The following is a 17,900-nucleotide window of genomic DNA, read 5'->3' on the forward strand; positions in this document are numbered from 1 at the left end:
AGCGCACCTAGCTCGCGGCCGCCGGTTTCCGCCTACTCCGCTGTAGCAATTGATGGTCCTTCGCGAGCCGCTCGGATCGTGGTTCTTTAGGGCTGATCTCTGGGCTTGTTCTTTGGCAACGGCATGGCCATCGTCGAGCGCGGCGGAGGCGTCGTGGTGGAAAACAAAAGACGGCCCGCCTTCAGAAATTTTGTATCCGTCCAACAGCCAAGAATGTGCGATATCGCGCTTTCCATCGCCGCTCGCCTACACCGGTCCTCATGCACGCTTTCGACAGATCATGAAATATTGCGAACTGAGCCACCATGGCATCGATGCGATGGGACTGCACCGCACCTTCGAAACGATGAAGTGCTTGTCGAGCGTCTTGTGCAGCTCGCGAAAGTCGAACCCTTTGTGGCTGCCGCGCAAGTTCTCTGCCCGAGTCACGCGCACGCCGACTGCCGACAGCAGAATCTCTTCGATCTTGTATTCGGTCGAGGTTTTGCGATGGCGCCACATCCAGTTCGCCACCTTGGGTATCACTGCAAGGCCGTACATGATCGGCACCGAAATGATGAATGCGGCATCCGGCTTCATGATGCGCGCTGCGTCGTCGAGCAACTGCGCCAGCTCCTGCGGGTAAAGGTGTTCGCAGACTTCGAAAGCCGTGAGAAGGTCGACTGACGCCGCGCCGATCTGATTCAGCGAGCCGGCGTAGGCAATCTCGGGATACGCTGGTATGACGAATGGATCGTATCCAATCAGGCAGAGATCCTGGCGCGACTGCCCGAGCGTATGCAGGAACAGCCCCGGCCCCGCTCCGAAGTCGACGACGGTCGCGTGCTCCGGACAGGCATGCATGCTGAGCTGCAGCGCGACCGCCATTCTGGTCCGGTGCGCGTATCGCGCCAGCAGGTTGGAAGAATTGACGGTTTGTTCTTCGTAGGAGATATCTCGCATCTTCTGCCCCCGAATCCACCAAGCGAATTTTTACCGCGTGACCAGACCTTGGACTGCGGTGCCAGCCAAGCTTGGCAGTTGCGCTGCCGTTTTGCTATCGCGTCAGTCAGTGTATGCCCGCCAAATTCCGGCTCTTTATCGCCACCCTATGGGCCCCAAAGGAAAAACGCCTTATAACGGTAGGACTCTGCCGCCATGGTTCAACGTTTATTCCATCCGCCGTATGCGCGTTCTCTTCGTTATCGGCAACCTCGGCGACTACCATGTGCCGCGCTATCAGGCGTTGGACCGGGTTGCTTCGCAACGCGGAATCGACCTGTCGCTCGTCGAGATCTTTGGTACATCGAAGGCGTACGCCTATCCGCAACCCTATCGCGGGCAGTTCTTCAGCACGAAACCCCAGCACTGCGTCACGCTGCTCGAAGACGCCGCCGAAGGCGACGCGCATTGGCTGCGCGTCGGCGCGAAGCTCGCCCCGATCGTGCGGCGCACGGTGCCCGATTGCGTCGTGACGCTCGGCTACAACACCAGCTACTCCCTGTACTTGTGCCTGCTGAAACTGCTCACGCGGCGCTACAAGCTCGTCTACATGTCCGACTCGAAGGCCGACGACGGCAAGCGCTACATGCTGAAGGAGCGCGCCAAGCGTTTCCTCGTCTCGCAGTTCGACGGCGCGCTCGTAGCCGGCGAAAAACATCGCGCTTATGCCGAGTCGCTCGGCGTGCCGCTCGAGCGCTCGCGCATCGGTTTCGACGTCATCGATGTCGGCTATATCCGCGACGCCGCGCAACAGGCCCGCCAAGAGGCGCCGCGCGTGCGCGGCAGGTACGGACTGCCGTCGCGCTATGTGTTGTGCGTCGCGCGGTTCGTGCCGCGCAAGAACGTCGACATCGTCGTCGACGCGTATGCGGCGTCGGGCCTCGCGGCGAGCGGCGTGGCGCTCGTGCTGGTCGGCCAGGGACCGCGCGGGGACGCGCTCGCCGCCCAGATCGCGCGTCTTGGACTCGCCTCGCACGTGACCATCCTCCCCGCCGTGCCCAATCGCGACATGCCGGGCATCTATGCGCTCGCCGATTTCGTCATGCTCGCGAGCGCCTTCGATCAATGGGGTCTGTGCATCAACGAGGCGCTCGCCGCAGGCTGCCCCGTGATCGTCACGCGCACCTGCGGCGTCGCAAACGAAATGGTGCGCGACAACGTCAACGGCTTCATCATCGAGCCCGGCAGCGCCGCGCGGCTGGCCGAGCGCATGCAGCAGCTCGGCGGCTCGCCCGCGTTGCGCGAACGCTTGGCCGCCCATGCGTTCGCGGGGGTGCGCGAGTGGACACCCGACCTGTTCGCGGAAAATCTGTTCGATCTCGCCGAGTCGCTCACCGCGCCGGAGCCGGCCGTGAGCCATCAGGCAAGCCGCTGACCGCTCGCCTCGCCCGTTCCGTTCTCAAGACGCCGAGCCGGCATGCGTGACCTGGCGCGCCACCGCCAGATAGCGCTCGGCCGAATCCTGCAGCGTGAGGCCCGTCAGCGTGCGTTCGGCGCGGCGCTGGCCGAGCGCCGTCACGAGCGCGCCCGCGTAAGCCGTCGTGTTGTTGGTGTCGAGCAACTGCACGTTCGGAAAGTCCTTTGCGAACGCGAACGGCGCAATCGCGCTGCCGACCACCGGAATCCCTGAGGCCAGCGCTTCGAGAAACGCGATGCTGTGCCCTTCCGAGCGCGACGGCATCGCGAAGACGCTCGCGTCGAAGAGCACCTTCGACACATCGGCCCGCGGCCCATCGACGATGACGCGATCCGTGAGCCCGAGCTTGTTGACGAGGTCGATCACGGCCGCGTGATACGCCGGATCTTCGATCACGCCGAACAGCAGAAGCTTCGCGCCGCTCACTTCGCGCACGACCTCGCCGAACGCATGCACCGTCTGCAACTGATTCTTGACCGACGTATAGCGCCCGATCTGGACGATCCGGGGCGCGCGTATCACGTCGTTATCGTTGGCCTGGCTGGCGAAGCGCGCCATGTCGACGCCGTTTGGAATCACCGTCATCAGCGGGTGCGGGCCGACCGCGGCGATATAGTCCTCGACGTTCGCCTGCGATACGCCGATCACCGCTCGCGCCCGAGGCGACAGAATGCGCTCGACGCTGCGAAACAAGTGGCGCTCGAAATCGTTGGTGGCCGAATGCATCACATAGACGATCGGCGCGCCGATCGGCAACGCTCGCGCATAGAACGCGGGGATCGTCGCGTGCGCAAAAATCACATCGGGCTTTTCGTGGCGAATCACGTGGTACAGATGCCAGAGCCTGCCGACCAAGCCGTGCGCTTTGCGCGGAAAGCGGCACGGCACGCCATTCTCCTGCAGGTCGCGGCGCAGCGATTGGAAGTCCTCGTGCTCGGGCGTGAGCGACGTGACGCACACCGGGTTGCCCTGCCGCCGATGATGGATGGCAAGGTCCTTCGCAAGCACCTCGGCGCCCGACAAGCGCGGCGCCAGGACAAGGTGAAGAATCCGCATCACGACACCCTGATGGTCCGATAAAGCATCCACAGCGCAGCCGTGCCGAGGCCGGCCGTCATTCCCCACGCGATCCCCGTCACGCCCCAGTAGTGCGTAGCGGGCGGCACGACGGCGAACAGCACGATCATCTGCATCACCGACGCCTGCGTCGCCGCACGCGCATCGCCGACCGCGCGCAGGTACGAGACGAGCACGGCGATCAGCGCGCCGATCGCCATGTTGATGACGAAGATCTTGAAGAGCGGCACGGCCGACATCCACGCAGCCCCCAGCACGAGCGAGAACAGCGGTGCGGCGACCATGCGCAGCACGACCACGATCACCGCGAGGCCTGCGGTCGCTGCGATCAGGTAGAGCTTGAACACGCGCGCGGCCGTGTGGGGATCGTGGCGATGCTGGGCCGAGAACGTCGGGAACAGGTACTGCGACATCGCAATTGCGGCATCGGCAAGCAGCATTTGCGCGAGCCGCGACGACATCTGATACGCACCCAGTTGCGCCGGACCGAGCAGCTTGCCGACGACGATCTTGTCGAACTGATTGAGCACGAGGTTGACGACGCTGCTGGCCCAGATCCAGCGGCTAAAGCCGATGTAGTGGCCGATTCCCGCCCACGACAGCTTGAGCGGCGGACGCGGCTGCATGGTGGCCCACGTCAGCGTGCTCTTGAGCGCCTCGCCGAACACCATGCCGATCAGCACCGAATACGCGCCGGCTCCCGCCAGCGCGAGCACGAGCCCGATCGTGCAGTCGGCGAACGCCGCGGAGATCTCCACGCCGGCGATGTGCTGAAAGCGGCGCTCGCGCTGCACGACGAAGTAAGTCGGCGACGCAATCCCGCGGATCAACGGCAGCGCGGCGGCGAGCTGCAGCAGCAGAAGCGAGCCGCCCAGATGGAACTGGCTTTGCATCAGCGGCGCCAATGCGACGAGCAGCAGACCGACGAACGCGCCGCGCGCGGCAAGCGTCGTCCAGACGGCGCCGAGCTCGGCGCGCGAAGGCGTCTCGCGGCCCTGGATGACGGCTTGTGCGAGCCCGGTATCGGACAGCGATTCGGCAATGGCCACCGCGAGCAGCGCGACGCTCACGCTGCCGATCGCCGCCGGCCCGAGAATCCGGCCGATCGCGAGAAACTTGACGGCCACGAGGCCGCGCACGATCACCTGCTGCAGCAGCACCCAGGTGGCGGCGCTCGTGCCGAAGCTCGCCTGCATGGAAAACGCCGGAAGCCTTACAGATCTCACTCGGTCCCCCGTCGTGTGTTCGCATCGAGTGCGTTGCATGGAATCAGATTAGGTGCGCTGCATGGGGCGTGCCTAAGCGCTGAAGCGCAAAGGCCAGCCGACAGCTTTGCATGGGGCCTGCCTAAGCGCTGAAGCGCTAAGGCAGGCCGACAGCGTTATTAAGCGTACGAACCCATTTACCGGACGCTGGTCCTGCGCCACCGGACGCGATAAATTCGTCCGTATGGCTTACCGCCCGGCAATGATTGCAAAAGTAACCCGTCCGCCGCATCTTTGAGCGCCATCTAGTAGGCAATATCCGCATAGCCGTTTGCGAGCGCACTGTCTTTTTTCGCCAGGAAAACGGCGAATCTGGCCGTTCGATCAGCAAGTACGATGCTAAGGTTGACCCACGCACTCACACTGGCCGACACGCGATGGCACATGCCAAGAAACCCGCGACGTCACGCGAATTCGTGCTGATCGTCGAACCGAACTTCACCGGACACCGGTGGCGCTACGCCGAATGGGCGGCGGATGCGTACACCGAAGCCGGTCATCCCTGCCTCATCGTCACCGAATCGAGCAACGAGGACCATCGCCTCGCACGCAAGATTCTTGCCGCGAACCGCCCCGACCTCGAAATTGCGTTCGTCGATCCGCCCGATCGCAGCCGCGGCCTCGGGCGCGCGCTCGACCGCGTCAGCTACGTACGCTATCACCGATATTTCGAGCACGCGTACCGGATCTTGAGCCGCGTTCATCCGCTCGCGCTCGTCGTCGTGCCTTACGTCGATTACTTTTTTTACGCGCTGCCGTTCCTCGGATCGCCGTTCGGCAAGACGCCGTGGGTCGGCATCACGATGCGGGCGTCGTTCCATCACCGCAAGGTCGGCGTCAAGGCGCCCGACCGGCCGCTCGTCAATGCGGTCAAGGCGCGGCTCTTCAGGCGCGCGGTGAAATCGGCGGGCATGCGCACGCTGCTGTCGATCGATCCGACCCTGCTCGAATGGTGCGCGCGTTCGAAGCCCAAGCGTGGCGCCGCGATCGAATATCTGGCCGATCCGTTCCCCGACGCGACCGCCGAAGACCCGCAGGTGGCCCGCGCGCGGCTCGGGCTCGTGCCGGGGCGCTATCTGCTCGTGTACGGCGCCATCACGGAGCGCAAGGGCATCCGCGAACTGGTCGAGGCGCTGATGCAGATGGACGATCCGCCGACCTTGATCGTCGCCGGCGAGCAGGATCTGGAGGTCCGCGAGTTTCTTCACGAGAATGCGCCGCGCATGTCGCCGACGCCGCTGATGCTCGACTCGTTCATCAGCAACGAAACGGAGTTCGATCTGTTCTCCGCCTGTGACGCGGTGTGGCTCGGCTACAAAGGCCACTACGGCATGAGCGGCGTGCTCGTGCAGGCGTATCGTTTCGGCAAGCCGGTGATCGCGACGGCCGATGGCCTGATCGGCTGGTTCTGCCAGACCGGCGAATTGGGCCCGGTGGTGCAGAACCTCGCACCCGACACGATCGCGTCTGCGATCGAGGACGTGTTGTTCTCACGGCATCATGGGCGTATCCCGGGCCATTCCGCGCGCGAGCATCTGCTCGAACGCAATACGCTGTCGCAGTTCAAGCTGACGCTTCAGCAGGCAGTCGGCTGGGCGCCGTGACACCCTCGGCAATTTTCACGAAGGCTGCTCGCCGACGCCGCTCACGGCGGCCACCTCCTCCGCCTTCCCGCTCTTCTGAGGCGCGCTTTCCGCTTCGGGCGGCACCTTCGCCGCCGCGACGCTCAGCACTTGCTGCCGCGCCGGGAACAACCGGTTGCGCAGGAGCAGGAACGGGAACTCGACGACGCGCGTCGTCACATAGCCGACGGTAATCGCAATCGCGGCTTGCCCCGAAAGCACGATCGCCCACGCGATGAGGGGCGGCACGCCGAGCGCGGCGGTCTTGTGGATCAGGATGTCGCCAGGCGCAAGCGCGATCGAATGCCAGAGGTAGATCCCGTACGAATACACGCCGATCCATGCCACCGCGCGGAACACGCGCGACTGGCGGACTTTGGACGAGTACTCGAGGACGAACACGATCAGCGCGACATAGCCGATCGCTTGAATCGTGTAGCCGATGCTTTCGTCGATCGCGAAGTGCTTGGTCGCCAGGACGAGCCATGCGGCGAGCATCACCAGCAGCGCGATCAGCACGCCTTTCTTCTGTGCGAAGCGCCTGTAGGTCTCGGGCTTCATCCAGTAGAACACGGCGAGGATCACGCCCGCGAGCAGGCTGTCGATGCGGTATTGCGTATAGGCGAACGCCGCGTCGAGATCGCCTTGCGCCACCACCACGCAGCGCGCGATCAGCACCGCCACGCAGATCGCGCCGAGCACGCCGAGAATCGTGTTGGCGCGCACGCGCCAGTGTGCGAACAGCAGCAGCAACGCCGGCAGGAACAGATAGAAGTGCTCTTCGACCGCCAGGCTCCACGTCTGCGTGATCGACGTGCCGAAGTAGTTCTGCATGTGCGTCAGGTTTTGCCACAGGAAGGTGCCGGTCGGGTGACGCCCCGCGAGCACATGAAACAGGATCAGCACGTAGTACGCCGGCCAGATCTTGAAGATCCGCCGCACGATGAAGCGGCGCGCATCGACGCGGCCCGTCTGGGCGTATTGGCGCAGCAGCAGCCCGCCGACCAGAAAACCGCTCAGCGTGAAGAACAGATTCACACCCTCGCGGCCGAAGCTCTTGAGCGGATATTCGATGAGCGGGATAAACCAGTAACCGGTATGGACCGAATGGAAGTGAAAGCCCATCACGGCAATGATGGCAATGCCGCGTACGAAGTCCAGCTCGATCGTGCGATCGCGCACGATCGCTTTGGCGCCCCCGAATAATTGCATCCGACCTCCCCCTTTTGGGATTGCACGTTCTGCTCGATCCCTTTGTTCAAACATTGCTTGCATTCGCATCTTCGTTCGGCCTGCCAGCCTTCGTCCGCCAACATCACGGCAGGTGCCGACATTCAGCAATGCGCGTGCCCGCATGTGTGGGAAATCCATCAGTCGCAGGACGCCGATTGGTAGTCGTTTCACGCCGCGGCAACCGGGAACGCGAGTTGCTGGCGGTATAGTCGGTTGAAACTTCGCGTTTCAAAAAACACAGGGAGAGACCGGCTTCTATGGGAGACACCACGTACCGGCACGCGTTTGCCGGAAAGCCCCCCGTTGAACGAGAACCTGCCATGCGCAATAGTTACGCGAACCTCTGGATATGGCTGTTTCTATGTCCGCTCGCGATGGACTACAAGGCGGTCGACGACAATTCGAGCCACCTCGCGCAAGTCCTCTTGACGTTGCCGACGCTCGCCGCGGGCCTGGCGCTCTGGATGATCGCGCCGCGCTTCGCAGGCAGATCGAAGCTGCGCGCGTTCGTCACCTTCTCGCTGATCTTGTGCGTGCCCGCGAGCGTGATCACGCAACTGATCCAGGGCAACGATGTCGGCAACTATCTGCGCGTGATTCTGCCGTTCGGGCTTTTCATGCTCGGCTATCTCGCCTGCTGCCGCCCTTGGCAGGACTCGCGCATCGAGCAGATCGAAAAGGCGATGTTCTGGGGGAACGTCATCTGCCTCGTCTTCACGTTCGTCTACGGGATGGCTACGGGCGGCGCGCTCGAAGAGGTGCGCTTCCGGATCGTGTCGCCGACGTTCCTCGCGCTGCAAGCCGTGCTGCTGCATGAGTTCGTGATCGCCAAGCGCTTCACGCCGTTTACGCTCGCGCTTTTCATGGGGACCGTCCTGGTCGAGTTGCTGAGCGTCACGCGCAGTCTCTTGCTCGGCACCGCGCTCTTGTTCGCGCTCGCCACCTGGATGAGCGCGCCTTCCCCGCGCTATCTCGTGCGCGCGGCGGTGCGCGCGCTCGCCACCGGCATCGTGATCGCCGGGATGACGCTCGCGGGCATGCAGATGTTTCCCGGCGTCGGCCAGCACTGGACGCAGCGGATTCTCTTCGCGTCGGAAGACACGAAGACCGGCAAGGACCCGACCACGATCACCCGCCTCGCCGAAATGCGGGACCAGTACGACCAGACGATGCAATCGCCGACGACCATCCTCACCGGCGTCGGCTACGGGCACATCTATCACTACTCGCCGCAGTATCTGCCGGACCTTGCCGGCCAGTTCAGCAAGAAAGACTTCTACGCCGTCCATGACTGGGCGGCCGGCCACAACTTCTGGGTCTATCAGTTCTTCGCGGGCGGCATCCTGTTCGGCATTGCGATGCCGATCGCCGTGCTGGTCGCGCTTTACAAATGCACCGCGGCCTACCGGCGCTGGCGCGCCACCGCGCCGGCCGCCCCCTACCTGCCCGTGCTCGGGCGCGCGATCCTCGTGACCGCGGCGCTGCCGGCGACGTCGATCGGCGGCAATCCGCTCGGCCCGCGTTTTTCCGGCCTCGTGTTCGGGGTCTCGCTCGGACTGATGGTCGCGATGTATGTCCAATTGAAGCGCCTCGCGCTCACGCATCCGCACCGCGTATCGGGCTCGGAGCGGCAGCGCCAAGCCCAGCGCCGGCGCGAACCGCATTTCGCGCCGACGCGCGACACCACCGCCGGCACGCAAGGGCGGCTCGAACGCATCGAGCGTATCGGCGAGCGCACCGAGCCGACGATATGAACGCCGCGTGCGGCACGCGTCACTCAGACGGACAACCGATACACAAGGGATGCCGATGAAAATCCTGCACTTGCTTCCGACGCTCGATCCGAAAGCCGGCGGCCCGACGGAAGGGGTGCGGCAAAGCGGCCTCGAGCTCATCGCGATGGGACATCAGGTCGAAGTGGCGTCGCTCGACGCGCCCGATGCGCCCTACGTCGCTGACTTCCCGTTGCCCGTTACCGCGCTGGGCCCCGGAAACAGCACCTACGGCTACACGCCGCGTCTCGTGCCGTGGCTGCGGGAAAACGCACCACGCTTCGACGCCGCGGTCGTCAACGGCCTCTGGCAATACCAGAGCTACGGCGCGTGGAAGGCGCTGCACGACCTCGACGTGCCCTACTACGTGTTTCCGCACGGCATGCTCGACCCGTGGTTCAAGCGCACCTATCCGCTCAAGCATCTGAAGAAATGGCTGTATTGGCCATGGGCCGAATATCGCGTGCTGCGCGATGCGCGCGCCGTGCTCTTCACGGCCGAAGAAGAACGCATTCAGGCGCGGCAATCGTTCTGGCTCTATCGCGCCAGCGAGCGTGTCGTGTCGTTCGGCACGGCATCGCCGCCCGCCGACGCCGAGCGCCTGCGCGAACGTTTCTGGGCCGCCTTTCCGGCGCTCAAGCATCGCCGCGTGCTGCTGTTCCTCGGGCGCATTCACCCGAAGAAAGGCTGCGATCTCCTGATCCGCGCGTTCGCAAAGACCGCCTCGCTCGACGCCGGCGCGCATCTCGTCATCGCCGGCCCCGATAGCGTCGGCTGGAGCGCCGAGCTCAAGACGCTCGCCGGCGAACTCGGCATCGCCTCGCGCATTACGTGGCCGGGCATGCTGCAGGGCGAGTTGAAATGGGGAGCGTTCCACGCGAGCGACGCGTTCCTCTTGCCGTCGCATCAGGAGAACTTCGGCATCGCGGTCGCCGAAGCGCTCGGATGCCGGGTGCCCGTGCTGATCTCCGACAAGGTCAACATCTGGCGCGAGGTCGCCGAGGGCGGCGCCGGGCTCGTCGCGGCGGATACGGTCCAAGGCACTGAGGAGACGCTGCGCTGCTGGTTATCGCTCGATGCTGCTGCGCGCGAGACGATGCGCGTGCAAGCCGCGGCGACGTTCAAGGCGCGGTTTACCGTTGCGGCGATGGCGCGTGATTTGATCGAGGTGCTGCAAGGTGATGTGCTCAGCGCACAGGCTGGAGATCATGCGCCGTCGCTCGGCGCTGTGTCGGCTTCCAAGTCGTGAGGAGCAGCGCTGGTTTGTGGTTTTTGTCGCGACAACTTTGAATTCGCGGCGGTCCGTATAGTCCGTCCCTCCCCGGGACCGGGGTTACTTTTGTCCTTGCCAAAAGTAACCAAAAGCGCGTCCTGGGCGGACGGCCTCGCCCGGAGGCACTCAACCCTGTTAGTGCCGGTGTTCCGAGCGCAAGCGTGGGAAACCGTTATTGCTCGCCGTGCGTCCCGTCAGTACGCGGCACGGAAGTTCGTCCGTTCGAATCAAATCGGGGCTGGAGGTCAGCAAAGGTCTGAAAAGGCTCGTCTTGCGACGCATGCCCCACAAAACCTAAATCCGCTCTCTTGGGCCTGGCCTTCCGTTCAGTTAGGGTTTGAGGCTCATGCCTTCCCCATCGCTCGATACCGCACATAAATAAAGAACAACAGAGATCAACTTGACTACGGTGTTGAAGACTGGGAAGCAGCGCAGAAGGCAGCTTAACGGGGTCGTTTTTTCAGATATGGCGGGTTGACTACCAAACAGGGAGGGCTTCATGAAAACGAATAACAAAGTCGCTATCGCGCTCGTCGCCGGTGCTGCTATTGGAGGAGCGGCGATCCAAGGACTTCATGCTCAGGCTAAGCCAATCGCCTACGTTGTTGCAGAAGTCGACGTAACAAACTCAGAGGGTTACACGAAGGAGTTTCTTCCACTCGCGACGAAAGCACTTAGCGACGGCGGGTCCGGTTTCAAGGTCGTTGCTGGAGGGAAAAACGTCACGATTGAAGGCACACCGCCCAAGGCGCGCTATGTGATCGCCAGCTACGAAAACATGGACAAAGCCATCGCTGCCTATAATTCTCCGGCCTTCAAAGAGGCGAGAAAGATTGGCGACAAATATGCTTCCTCGTTCCGCATCATCGCCGTAGAAGCCCCGCAATAGTTCGCGTCAGTCGCAATGTAGAGGCCGTCAACTTAGGCGGCCTCTTTCATTTCATTCAATCTGTACCACTACCGGTCAGGCAGATAGTTTAGTCAGACATACCCATCCAACCTAACACCCAGTCCGAACGCGGCGTGAGTGCTTGATGCTCTCTCAGCACAGAAAGGTTGCGTGAGTTAACAACTGGACTCAGGCGCCGCATATTGGAGTGTTCCGAGTTGTCAACCCGGCGAAGAACCAGTTGATGCTCGTGTACTGGCGCTCGGCAAGGGGGTGTTACGAGTGTCCGATGCTGAGACGAGCGTGTAACCACTTCAGGTCGAGAGAGTGTGTGAAAACCCACGTCACACGTGCCGATCGAAAAACTCGACCCTTCAGATCGTGCTGTATTGGCTTGGCGGCGACTCGGGAAGGGTGAAGCGACACCCTAAGACCGAGTGGTTTCGCGTTTTCACACACCCTCGGTCGGATACGGCCGGCCGCGTCGGGCGGCAGTCGGCCAGAAGCAGACGCTAGCCTGCACTCGCACATGTACATTCGAACGTCGGCTCTGTTCCTGGCAACGGACGTGAGCGCGGCAATCGATACTGATGTCGTTCGCTGCGGCGATAAATCGCGCCAGGACTCACTTCAATTCTGTGTCGCGCGTTCACGCTGGATAGCGTAACGCCCAGAGGTCCTCGCTCCTGCGCGGCAATCACGACGAAACGACTGGATGGGCTGGCACAGCGAATTGAACGACAGCGCCGCGGGGCACGTTCGCACTTGCCCACAACCGGCCGCCGCGCGCTTCGATGATCGAACGGCAAATCGACAGCCCCATCCCCAAACCGGTAGGCTTCGTGGTGTAGAAGGGCGCGAAAACGTCCTCCGCGCCGTGCGGAGCAAAACCCGGCCCTGAATCGTGCACAGTCACGAGCACACAGTCAGAGTCGGCTTTGTCCGTACTGACGAACAACTGTCGCGAGCTATCGCTGACGCCGCTCATTGCCTCGAGCGCGTTGATGATCAGGTTAAGGAGCACCTGTTGCAGTTCGACACGGTCTCCTTCGATGAATGGCAAGCCGTCCGCGAGTTGCGGCTGTACCGAGGCGCCGCTCTTCGTGGCTTCGCCACGCGTGAGCTCGATCACCTCGCGGATCGCCTCGTTGATGTCCACCGGCTCCTTCCGCGGCGGCGCCTTCCTGACCAGATCGCGGATCCGGCCGAGCACGTCCCCCGCCCGAGCTGCGTCCTTGACAATAAGCCCGAGCACCTGCCCTACCTCGTCGACGTTGGGAGGCTGGGCGCGCAGCCACCGCAGCGCGGCATGGGCGTTGGCCACCGTTGCGGCGATTGGCTGGTTGACTTCGTGGGCGATCGAGGCCGTAAGCTGGCCCATGGTTGCGACACGGTTCGCGTGTGCGAGTTCGGCCTGCACCTCGCGATAGCGCCGCTCGCTTTCGCGCGCTTCGGCCTCCGCGCGCTTACGCTCGCTCAGATCGAGCACGAAAGCGACACCTTCCTTCCGGCTTGCTTCGAAAGCGGTCGCACCGAGCATGACGGGCACGCGGCTGCCGTCCTTCCTGATGTACTCCTTCTCGAAAGGCTGCGCGCGCCCCGTCGCCCCGATCTCTGCCAGGGCCCGTTCGTCGCGCTCGAGCCATTCTGGCGGCGTCAGATCCCTCCAGCCCACGCGACCCGAGAGAAGATCCTCCCGCTCGTATCCCACCATGCGAAGAAATTCGTCATTGGCCTCTAGAATGTCGCCCCCAGCATTCCAGACGACGATCCCGATGATGTTGGCGTCGACCAGGCGCCGGATCTTCCCTTCGCGCTCCGCAAGATCGCGGTACAAGCGGGCATTCTCCAGCGAAATCGCGGCCTGCGAGGCCAACAGCTTCAGCACGGCGATCCGGGCCGGACTGAACACGCGGGCAGTCAGACTGTTTTCGAGGTAGAGCGCGCCGGTGAGCTTCGCCTGATTCATCAACGGGAAGCAGAGAATTGAACGGGCGCGATGCTGACGGATATAGGGATCTGCGGCGAACGGGGACTCAGCCGCGGCATCGTCAAGAAAGACGCTCTCCCGGGTGCGCAGGACATGATAGAGGATCGACTCTGGCAGCATCGCCGTGCTAACGGGAACATCGCGCAACTGCAACCTGGGCGCGTCGCCGGTGGTCAGCGCTTCCGCCGCGATCCGTTCTTCGCCGTCAGCCGACAGAATCAACACGCCTCGTTCGGCGCCCGCCTGTTCGATGGCCGTACGCATGACCATCTCGATCAGCTTGTCCAGCACGATCTCGCCCGAGGCGGCCTGCGACACCTTGATCACCGTCGCGAGATCGAGGTGTTCGACTGGCGTTGAAATCGTGGTCGTCGGCCCAGTCGCAGGCTCTTCCGCCCTCAGGTAGGGATACCTCTCCTCGAGTTGCCGCACCTTCCCATCGGCTCCCCAACGCAGATAGCCGTAGCGGGCGTCCTGCAGATACACACGCGCAATCTTCCCGAAACCGCGCGCCGCGTAAAAGCGGGACGCCAGTTCGTTGGCGAGTGCCTCACCGTGAACAAAGCCGCTTTCCCGCGCCGAGTGGATGGCCTGCTCGTAAAGCTGTTCGGCATCCACCACGCGGCCTTCGATCCGGGCAATCTCGGCACCGACCAGCGCGGCGCGGTCCGCAAAATTCTCTGGGCAGTTTTTCGCCCAGATCTGGAGTTGCTGGTAATGTGCAGCAACATCGTCCAGGTGCCGGCGCCGCTCGTCGGCCGGGGCGCACTCGTACCAGGCGGCCCGGGCCAGCGCGCCGTAAAAGTGATATTCGGCTTCCTCAATGAACGAGGATGTAGTCCAGAGCAGCCGTTGCGCCTTCGATGCGGCATCCATGGCCGCCGCGTGGTCGCCGGCAAGATAGCGCCCCTGCAATTTCCGGATCCAGTACCAGCACTCAGCTATTGCCAGGCCTGGGTTGCTGGACAGATGGGTTTCGGTGCGAAATTCATTGAACTGCTCGTCGTCAAGGCAGCCGAACGTCGGCATCAGGCCACGGAGCATCCGGATCAGCGCGAGTTGTGTGGTGATGATGTCGATGACAAGGCCGAACCGCGCCTTCCCGGCGTACGCAAGGCCGTGTTCGGCTTCGACTTGCACCTCAGGAAGCGACTCGCCCGCGAAAAGGAAGCCCGAGTTCAGATTGTTGCACGCGTACGCTCCAGACGTGAGGTCTCCGATCCGGTTCGCCGCTTCAAAAGCACTGCGCAGCAGATCACGGCGAAACCGCACGTGTTTCATCCAGGGCATGACGAAAACCGCGAAGCACTGATACGTGATCGCCTCGAACCGTCTTAGCCCACACCGTTCGACGAGTTCATAGCCGAGCTGGGCGAACCGGAATCCGGCCTGGTAGTCACCGAAACGCGGCCCGGCGATCCTGCCAAGCATGACATAGGTCAAACATGAAGCATCACAGTTGCCACGCTCGAGGCTGAGACTGACCGCCTTGCAGGTCATCAGGGTAACCAGGTTCGCATCTGTAAACAAGGCGGGCGCGAAAAGCTTGCCCAGCACCTCGACGGTCGCGAGGGAGGCCGCGTCGTCCATCACCGGTAAATCGATGAGTTCCTCGATGGTCCGGTCCCCAAGCTGTGTCCCGATGCGCTCGTATTCCCGTCGCACCTCCTCGTCGTCCGGATGAGGTGACCATTCGATGCCGACATGCCGGAGGTACGCAAGGCACACAGCGACCGCACGGTCGCTCTGATCGAGAGTCGTGCAGACATCGGGGTGCAGGCACGCGACGCTGGCGCGTTCGACCGTTGTCGTGACCCGATTCGATAGCGCCGCCAGGCGCTCGTCTGCCACCGATAACTGCCCGGTCAAAAATTCGCATTCGGCCCGGTTCAGTTCCAGCGCAAAGATCAGCTCATGCCGGCGCTCCCAGCAATCGTCGCCCAATAGTTCCGCACCGGCGACGAGATAGGTGAGCGCTGATGAGTATGCCGTCGACGCCTTGGCGCGCTGGCCAGCGAGCAGGTTGAATTCGGCCAGCCGCTCCCGTTCGCCCTCTTCGGTGATCAGCGCGGCGCCGCGATTGAGCTGACCGACGATCTCGAAGATCGCCTCCTCCCGCTTTTTCGGGGGCGTGCGCGCGGCGAGCAGTCGCCCGATCCGCAGATGGGCCGAGGTCCGCGAGGCTTCGGGGATCAGCGAATAGGCGGCTTCATGAACACGGTCGTGACCAAACCTGTAAGAGCTCTCCCTCCGCTCGACCAGTTCCTGATGCATCGCCTCCCACAACGCCGCGTGGACCTGTGCCTCCGGAATGCCGAGAACGGTTGACAGTGTCGTGATCCCGGCGACGTTCCCGAGACAGGCGAGCTGCTCCAACGCGTGCCGCGTCCCAGCCGGCAGCCGGCTTAGCTTGCCAACCATCAGGTCCACGACGTTGTCGGTGTAACCCTTGGCATGGATGCGACCGGGATCCCAGCACCACTGCCCCGCGTCATGATCAAAGGTGAGCAGATCTTCTTCGGCAAGCGCGTGCAGAAACTGGATGACAAAGAACGGATTGCCACCCGTCTTGTCATGGACCAGTTGCGCCAGGGGCGCGATGCGCGCCGGCTCGCAGTGAAGCGCCTCCGCGATCAACTGCCTGACATGCACACAGGCGAGCGGCGCCAGCGTGATCTCATTGATCTTGACGCCCGCGTTCCTGATGGCCTGGAGCTTGCGGGTCAGCGGATGCGTGGCATCGACCTCGTTGTCCCGGTAGGCGCCGATCAGCATCAGGTGCCGCAGGTCCGAGCCCGTCAACAGATCCCCGAGCAGGTCGAGCGTCGCGGCGTCGAGCCACTGCAGGTCGTCGAGAAAGAGCGCAAGCGGATGTTCCGCCCGGGCAAATACACTGATGAAACGTCGGAACACGAGCATGAAACGGCGTTGCGCCAGTTTTGGCTCGAGTGCCGGGACGGGTGGCGGCTCTCCGACGATCAGCTTCAGTTCGGGGATGAGGTCCGTCATGAGCCGGGCATTGGGCTCCAGCGCCTCCAGCAAGGCGTCGCGCCAGCTCGCCAGCTCCGTGTCGGGCTTGCCGAGCAGCGGGCGCACCAGGCTCTGAAACGCCTGGACCAGCGTCGAATAGGGGATGTCGCGCTTGTACTGGTCGAACTTGCCGGACGCGAAGAGCCCCCGCGGCGGCACCAGCACTTTGTGCAGTTCATTGACGACCGAGGATTTGCCGATGCCGGAATAGCCGGAGACCAGCACCAGCTCAGGTGGGCCGCTCCCAACGATCCGATCGAACGTGGCGACCAGGGTGTCGACCTCGCGCTCCCGCCCATACAGCTTCTCGGGTATCAGCAACCGGTCAGGCGTGTCGTGTTCGCCCAGTGGGAAGGCATCGACCCGGTGCCGACGTTGCCAGTCGGCGAGGCAATGCTGCAGATCATGCTCAGCACCGGCGGCGGTCTGGTAGCGCTCTTCCGCCGTCTTGGCGAGCAGCTTCATGACGATGTGGGAGACTGCGGCAGGGACGGTCTCCACCAGCTCGCACGGCGGCACCGGCTTTCTGGCGATATGGCAGTGCACCCATTCCATGGGGTCAGCAGCCGTAAACGGCAACGCGCCCGTCAGCATCTGGTAGAGCGTGACACCGAACGCATAGAGGTCGCTGCGCGAATCGATCGAGCGGTTCATCCGGCCAGTCTGCTCGGGTGCCATATAAGCGAGCGTGCCGGCGATCGTCTCGGGCGGTTCGGGCGCCTGTCGCTCACGCGGCAACCGAGAGGCGAGGCCGAAGCCGGTGAGCCGGACCTGTCCGTCGGCGCAATGTACGAGGATATGCGCGGGCTTGAGATCCTTATGGACGAGGCCGCGCTGGTGAAGCTTGCCTAGCGCCGCGGCGATGCCGGCAGCGAGCGACAAAAAATCTCCCATCTCCATCGGCGCGCCGAGCAAACGCGCGAGCGGCTCACCGCCCGGGTCCTCGAGCACCAGCAGGGTCCGGCCGCCTTCGCGCACTAGTTCCAGCGGCCGCACTGCCCACGCGCCATCGAGTTCGTCCTTCAGGCCAAACGCGTGAACGAGGCGATCAAGGCTGGCGGGTAATGGATGTTCGGCGGAGGGCCGCACCAGCAGGACGTTGTGGCTGCCGCCTTTACCCGGGCGCCGCCCTCGACACAGGACGCGCTCGCCATCGTCCCACAGGATCTGGAGGCTGTTACCCATTGGCACCGGAACCCTATGCAGGTCTTTATCGGGCGAAGGCTACCATCATGCCGCCGCCCGTCATCGGTTGAGACGCTACATTCGTTCACAGGAAAGCTAGGATCAAATCAGCATACACCTCGGCGACCGTAGTGCCATCGATAGTAGTCGGAGGAACTTGTCGGGG

General features: G+C 63.3%; 10 protein-coding genes. 5 read left to right on the forward strand and 5 right to left on the reverse strand.

Annotation, left to right across the window (positions count from 1 at the left end; genetic code table 11):
• Positions 1-258: 258 nt before the first annotated feature.
• Entirely contained in the window at positions 259-942 is a 684-nt protein-coding gene (locus FAZ95_RS17860; RefSeq protein ID WP_137333664.1) for a methyltransferase domain-containing protein, read from the reverse strand.
• A gap of 223 nt (positions 943-1,165) precedes the next feature.
• On the opposite strand from FAZ95_RS17860, the gene FAZ95_RS17865 reads away from it, so the two are divergent.
• Positions 1,166-2,356, forward strand: coding sequence for a glycosyltransferase family 4 protein (locus FAZ95_RS17865; protein WP_137333665.1), 1,191 nt, complete (start codon positions 1,166-1,168; stop codon positions 2,354-2,356).
• Positions 2,357-2,380: 24 nt separating this feature from the next.
• Here the strand turns inward: FAZ95_RS17865 and FAZ95_RS17870 are convergent, their stop codons facing one another.
• Together FAZ95_RS17870 and FAZ95_RS17875 are read right to left on the reverse strand one after the other, a co-directional pair.
• A complete protein-coding gene (locus tag FAZ95_RS17870; protein WP_137333666.1) occupies positions 2,381-3,454 on the reverse strand; it encodes a glycosyltransferase family 4 protein in 1,074 nt (357 codons plus the stop codon).
• Positions 3,454-4,701 carry an oligosaccharide flippase family protein gene (locus FAZ95_RS17875; RefSeq protein ID WP_137333667.1) on the reverse strand — a complete coding sequence of 416 codons (1,248 nt, stop codon included), beginning with the start codon at positions 4,699-4,701 and terminating at the stop codon, positions 3,454-3,456. Before FAZ95_RS17875 ends, FAZ95_RS17870 begins: the two co-directional genes overlap by 1 nt.
• Before the next feature lie 416 nt (positions 4,702-5,117).
• On the opposite strand from FAZ95_RS17875, the gene FAZ95_RS17880 reads away from it, so the two are divergent.
• On the forward strand, positions 5,118-6,344 hold the full coding sequence (locus FAZ95_RS17880; protein WP_137333668.1) for a glycosyltransferase: 1,227 nt from the start codon (positions 5,118-5,120) through the stop codon (positions 6,342-6,344).
• A gap of 15 nt (positions 6,345-6,359) precedes the next feature.
• Here FAZ95_RS17880 and FAZ95_RS17885 read toward each other — a convergent pair whose 3' ends face one another.
• Positions 6,360-7,574 carry an acyltransferase family protein gene (locus FAZ95_RS17885; RefSeq protein WP_137333669.1) on the reverse strand — a complete coding sequence of 405 codons (1,215 nt, stop codon included), beginning with the start codon at positions 7,572-7,574 and terminating at the stop codon, positions 6,360-6,362.
• 341 nt (positions 7,575-7,915) lie between these two features.
• Here FAZ95_RS17885 and FAZ95_RS17890 point away from each other — a divergent pair, with 341 nt between their 5' ends.
• The 3 genes from FAZ95_RS17890 to FAZ95_RS17900 all read left to right on the forward strand — a co-directional run bounded on the left by FAZ95_RS17890 (position 7,916) and on the right by FAZ95_RS17900 (position 11,529).
• On the forward strand, positions 7,916-9,349 hold the full coding sequence (locus FAZ95_RS17890; protein ID WP_175425637.1) for an O-antigen ligase family protein: 1,434 nt from the start codon (positions 7,916-7,918) through the stop codon (positions 9,347-9,349).
• A 55-nt stretch (positions 9,350-9,404) separates the two neighbouring features.
• Complete coding sequence (locus FAZ95_RS17895; RefSeq protein ID WP_137333670.1) at positions 9,405-10,616, forward strand: glycosyltransferase; 1,212 nt, start codon at positions 9,405-9,407, stop codon at positions 10,614-10,616.
• A 523-nt stretch (positions 10,617-11,139) separates the two neighbouring features.
• Positions 11,140-11,529, forward strand: a complete 390-nt coding sequence (locus FAZ95_RS17900) for a DUF1330 domain-containing protein (protein ID WP_137333671.1) — start codon at positions 11,140-11,142, stop codon at positions 11,527-11,529.
• Between the two features lie 697 nt (positions 11,530-12,226).
• Here FAZ95_RS17900 and FAZ95_RS17905 read toward each other — a convergent pair.
• Positions 12,227-17,734, reverse strand: coding sequence for a trifunctional serine/threonine-protein kinase/ATP-binding protein/sensor histidine kinase (locus tag FAZ95_RS17905; protein ID WP_137333672.1), 5,508 nt, complete (start codon positions 17,732-17,734; stop codon positions 12,227-12,229).
• Positions 17,735-17,900: the final 166 nt, after the last annotated feature.

It is taken from the genome of Trinickia violacea (assembly GCF_005280735.1).
Taxonomy (GTDB): domain Bacteria; phylum Pseudomonadota; class Gammaproteobacteria; order Burkholderiales; family Burkholderiaceae; genus Trinickia_A; species Trinickia_A violacea.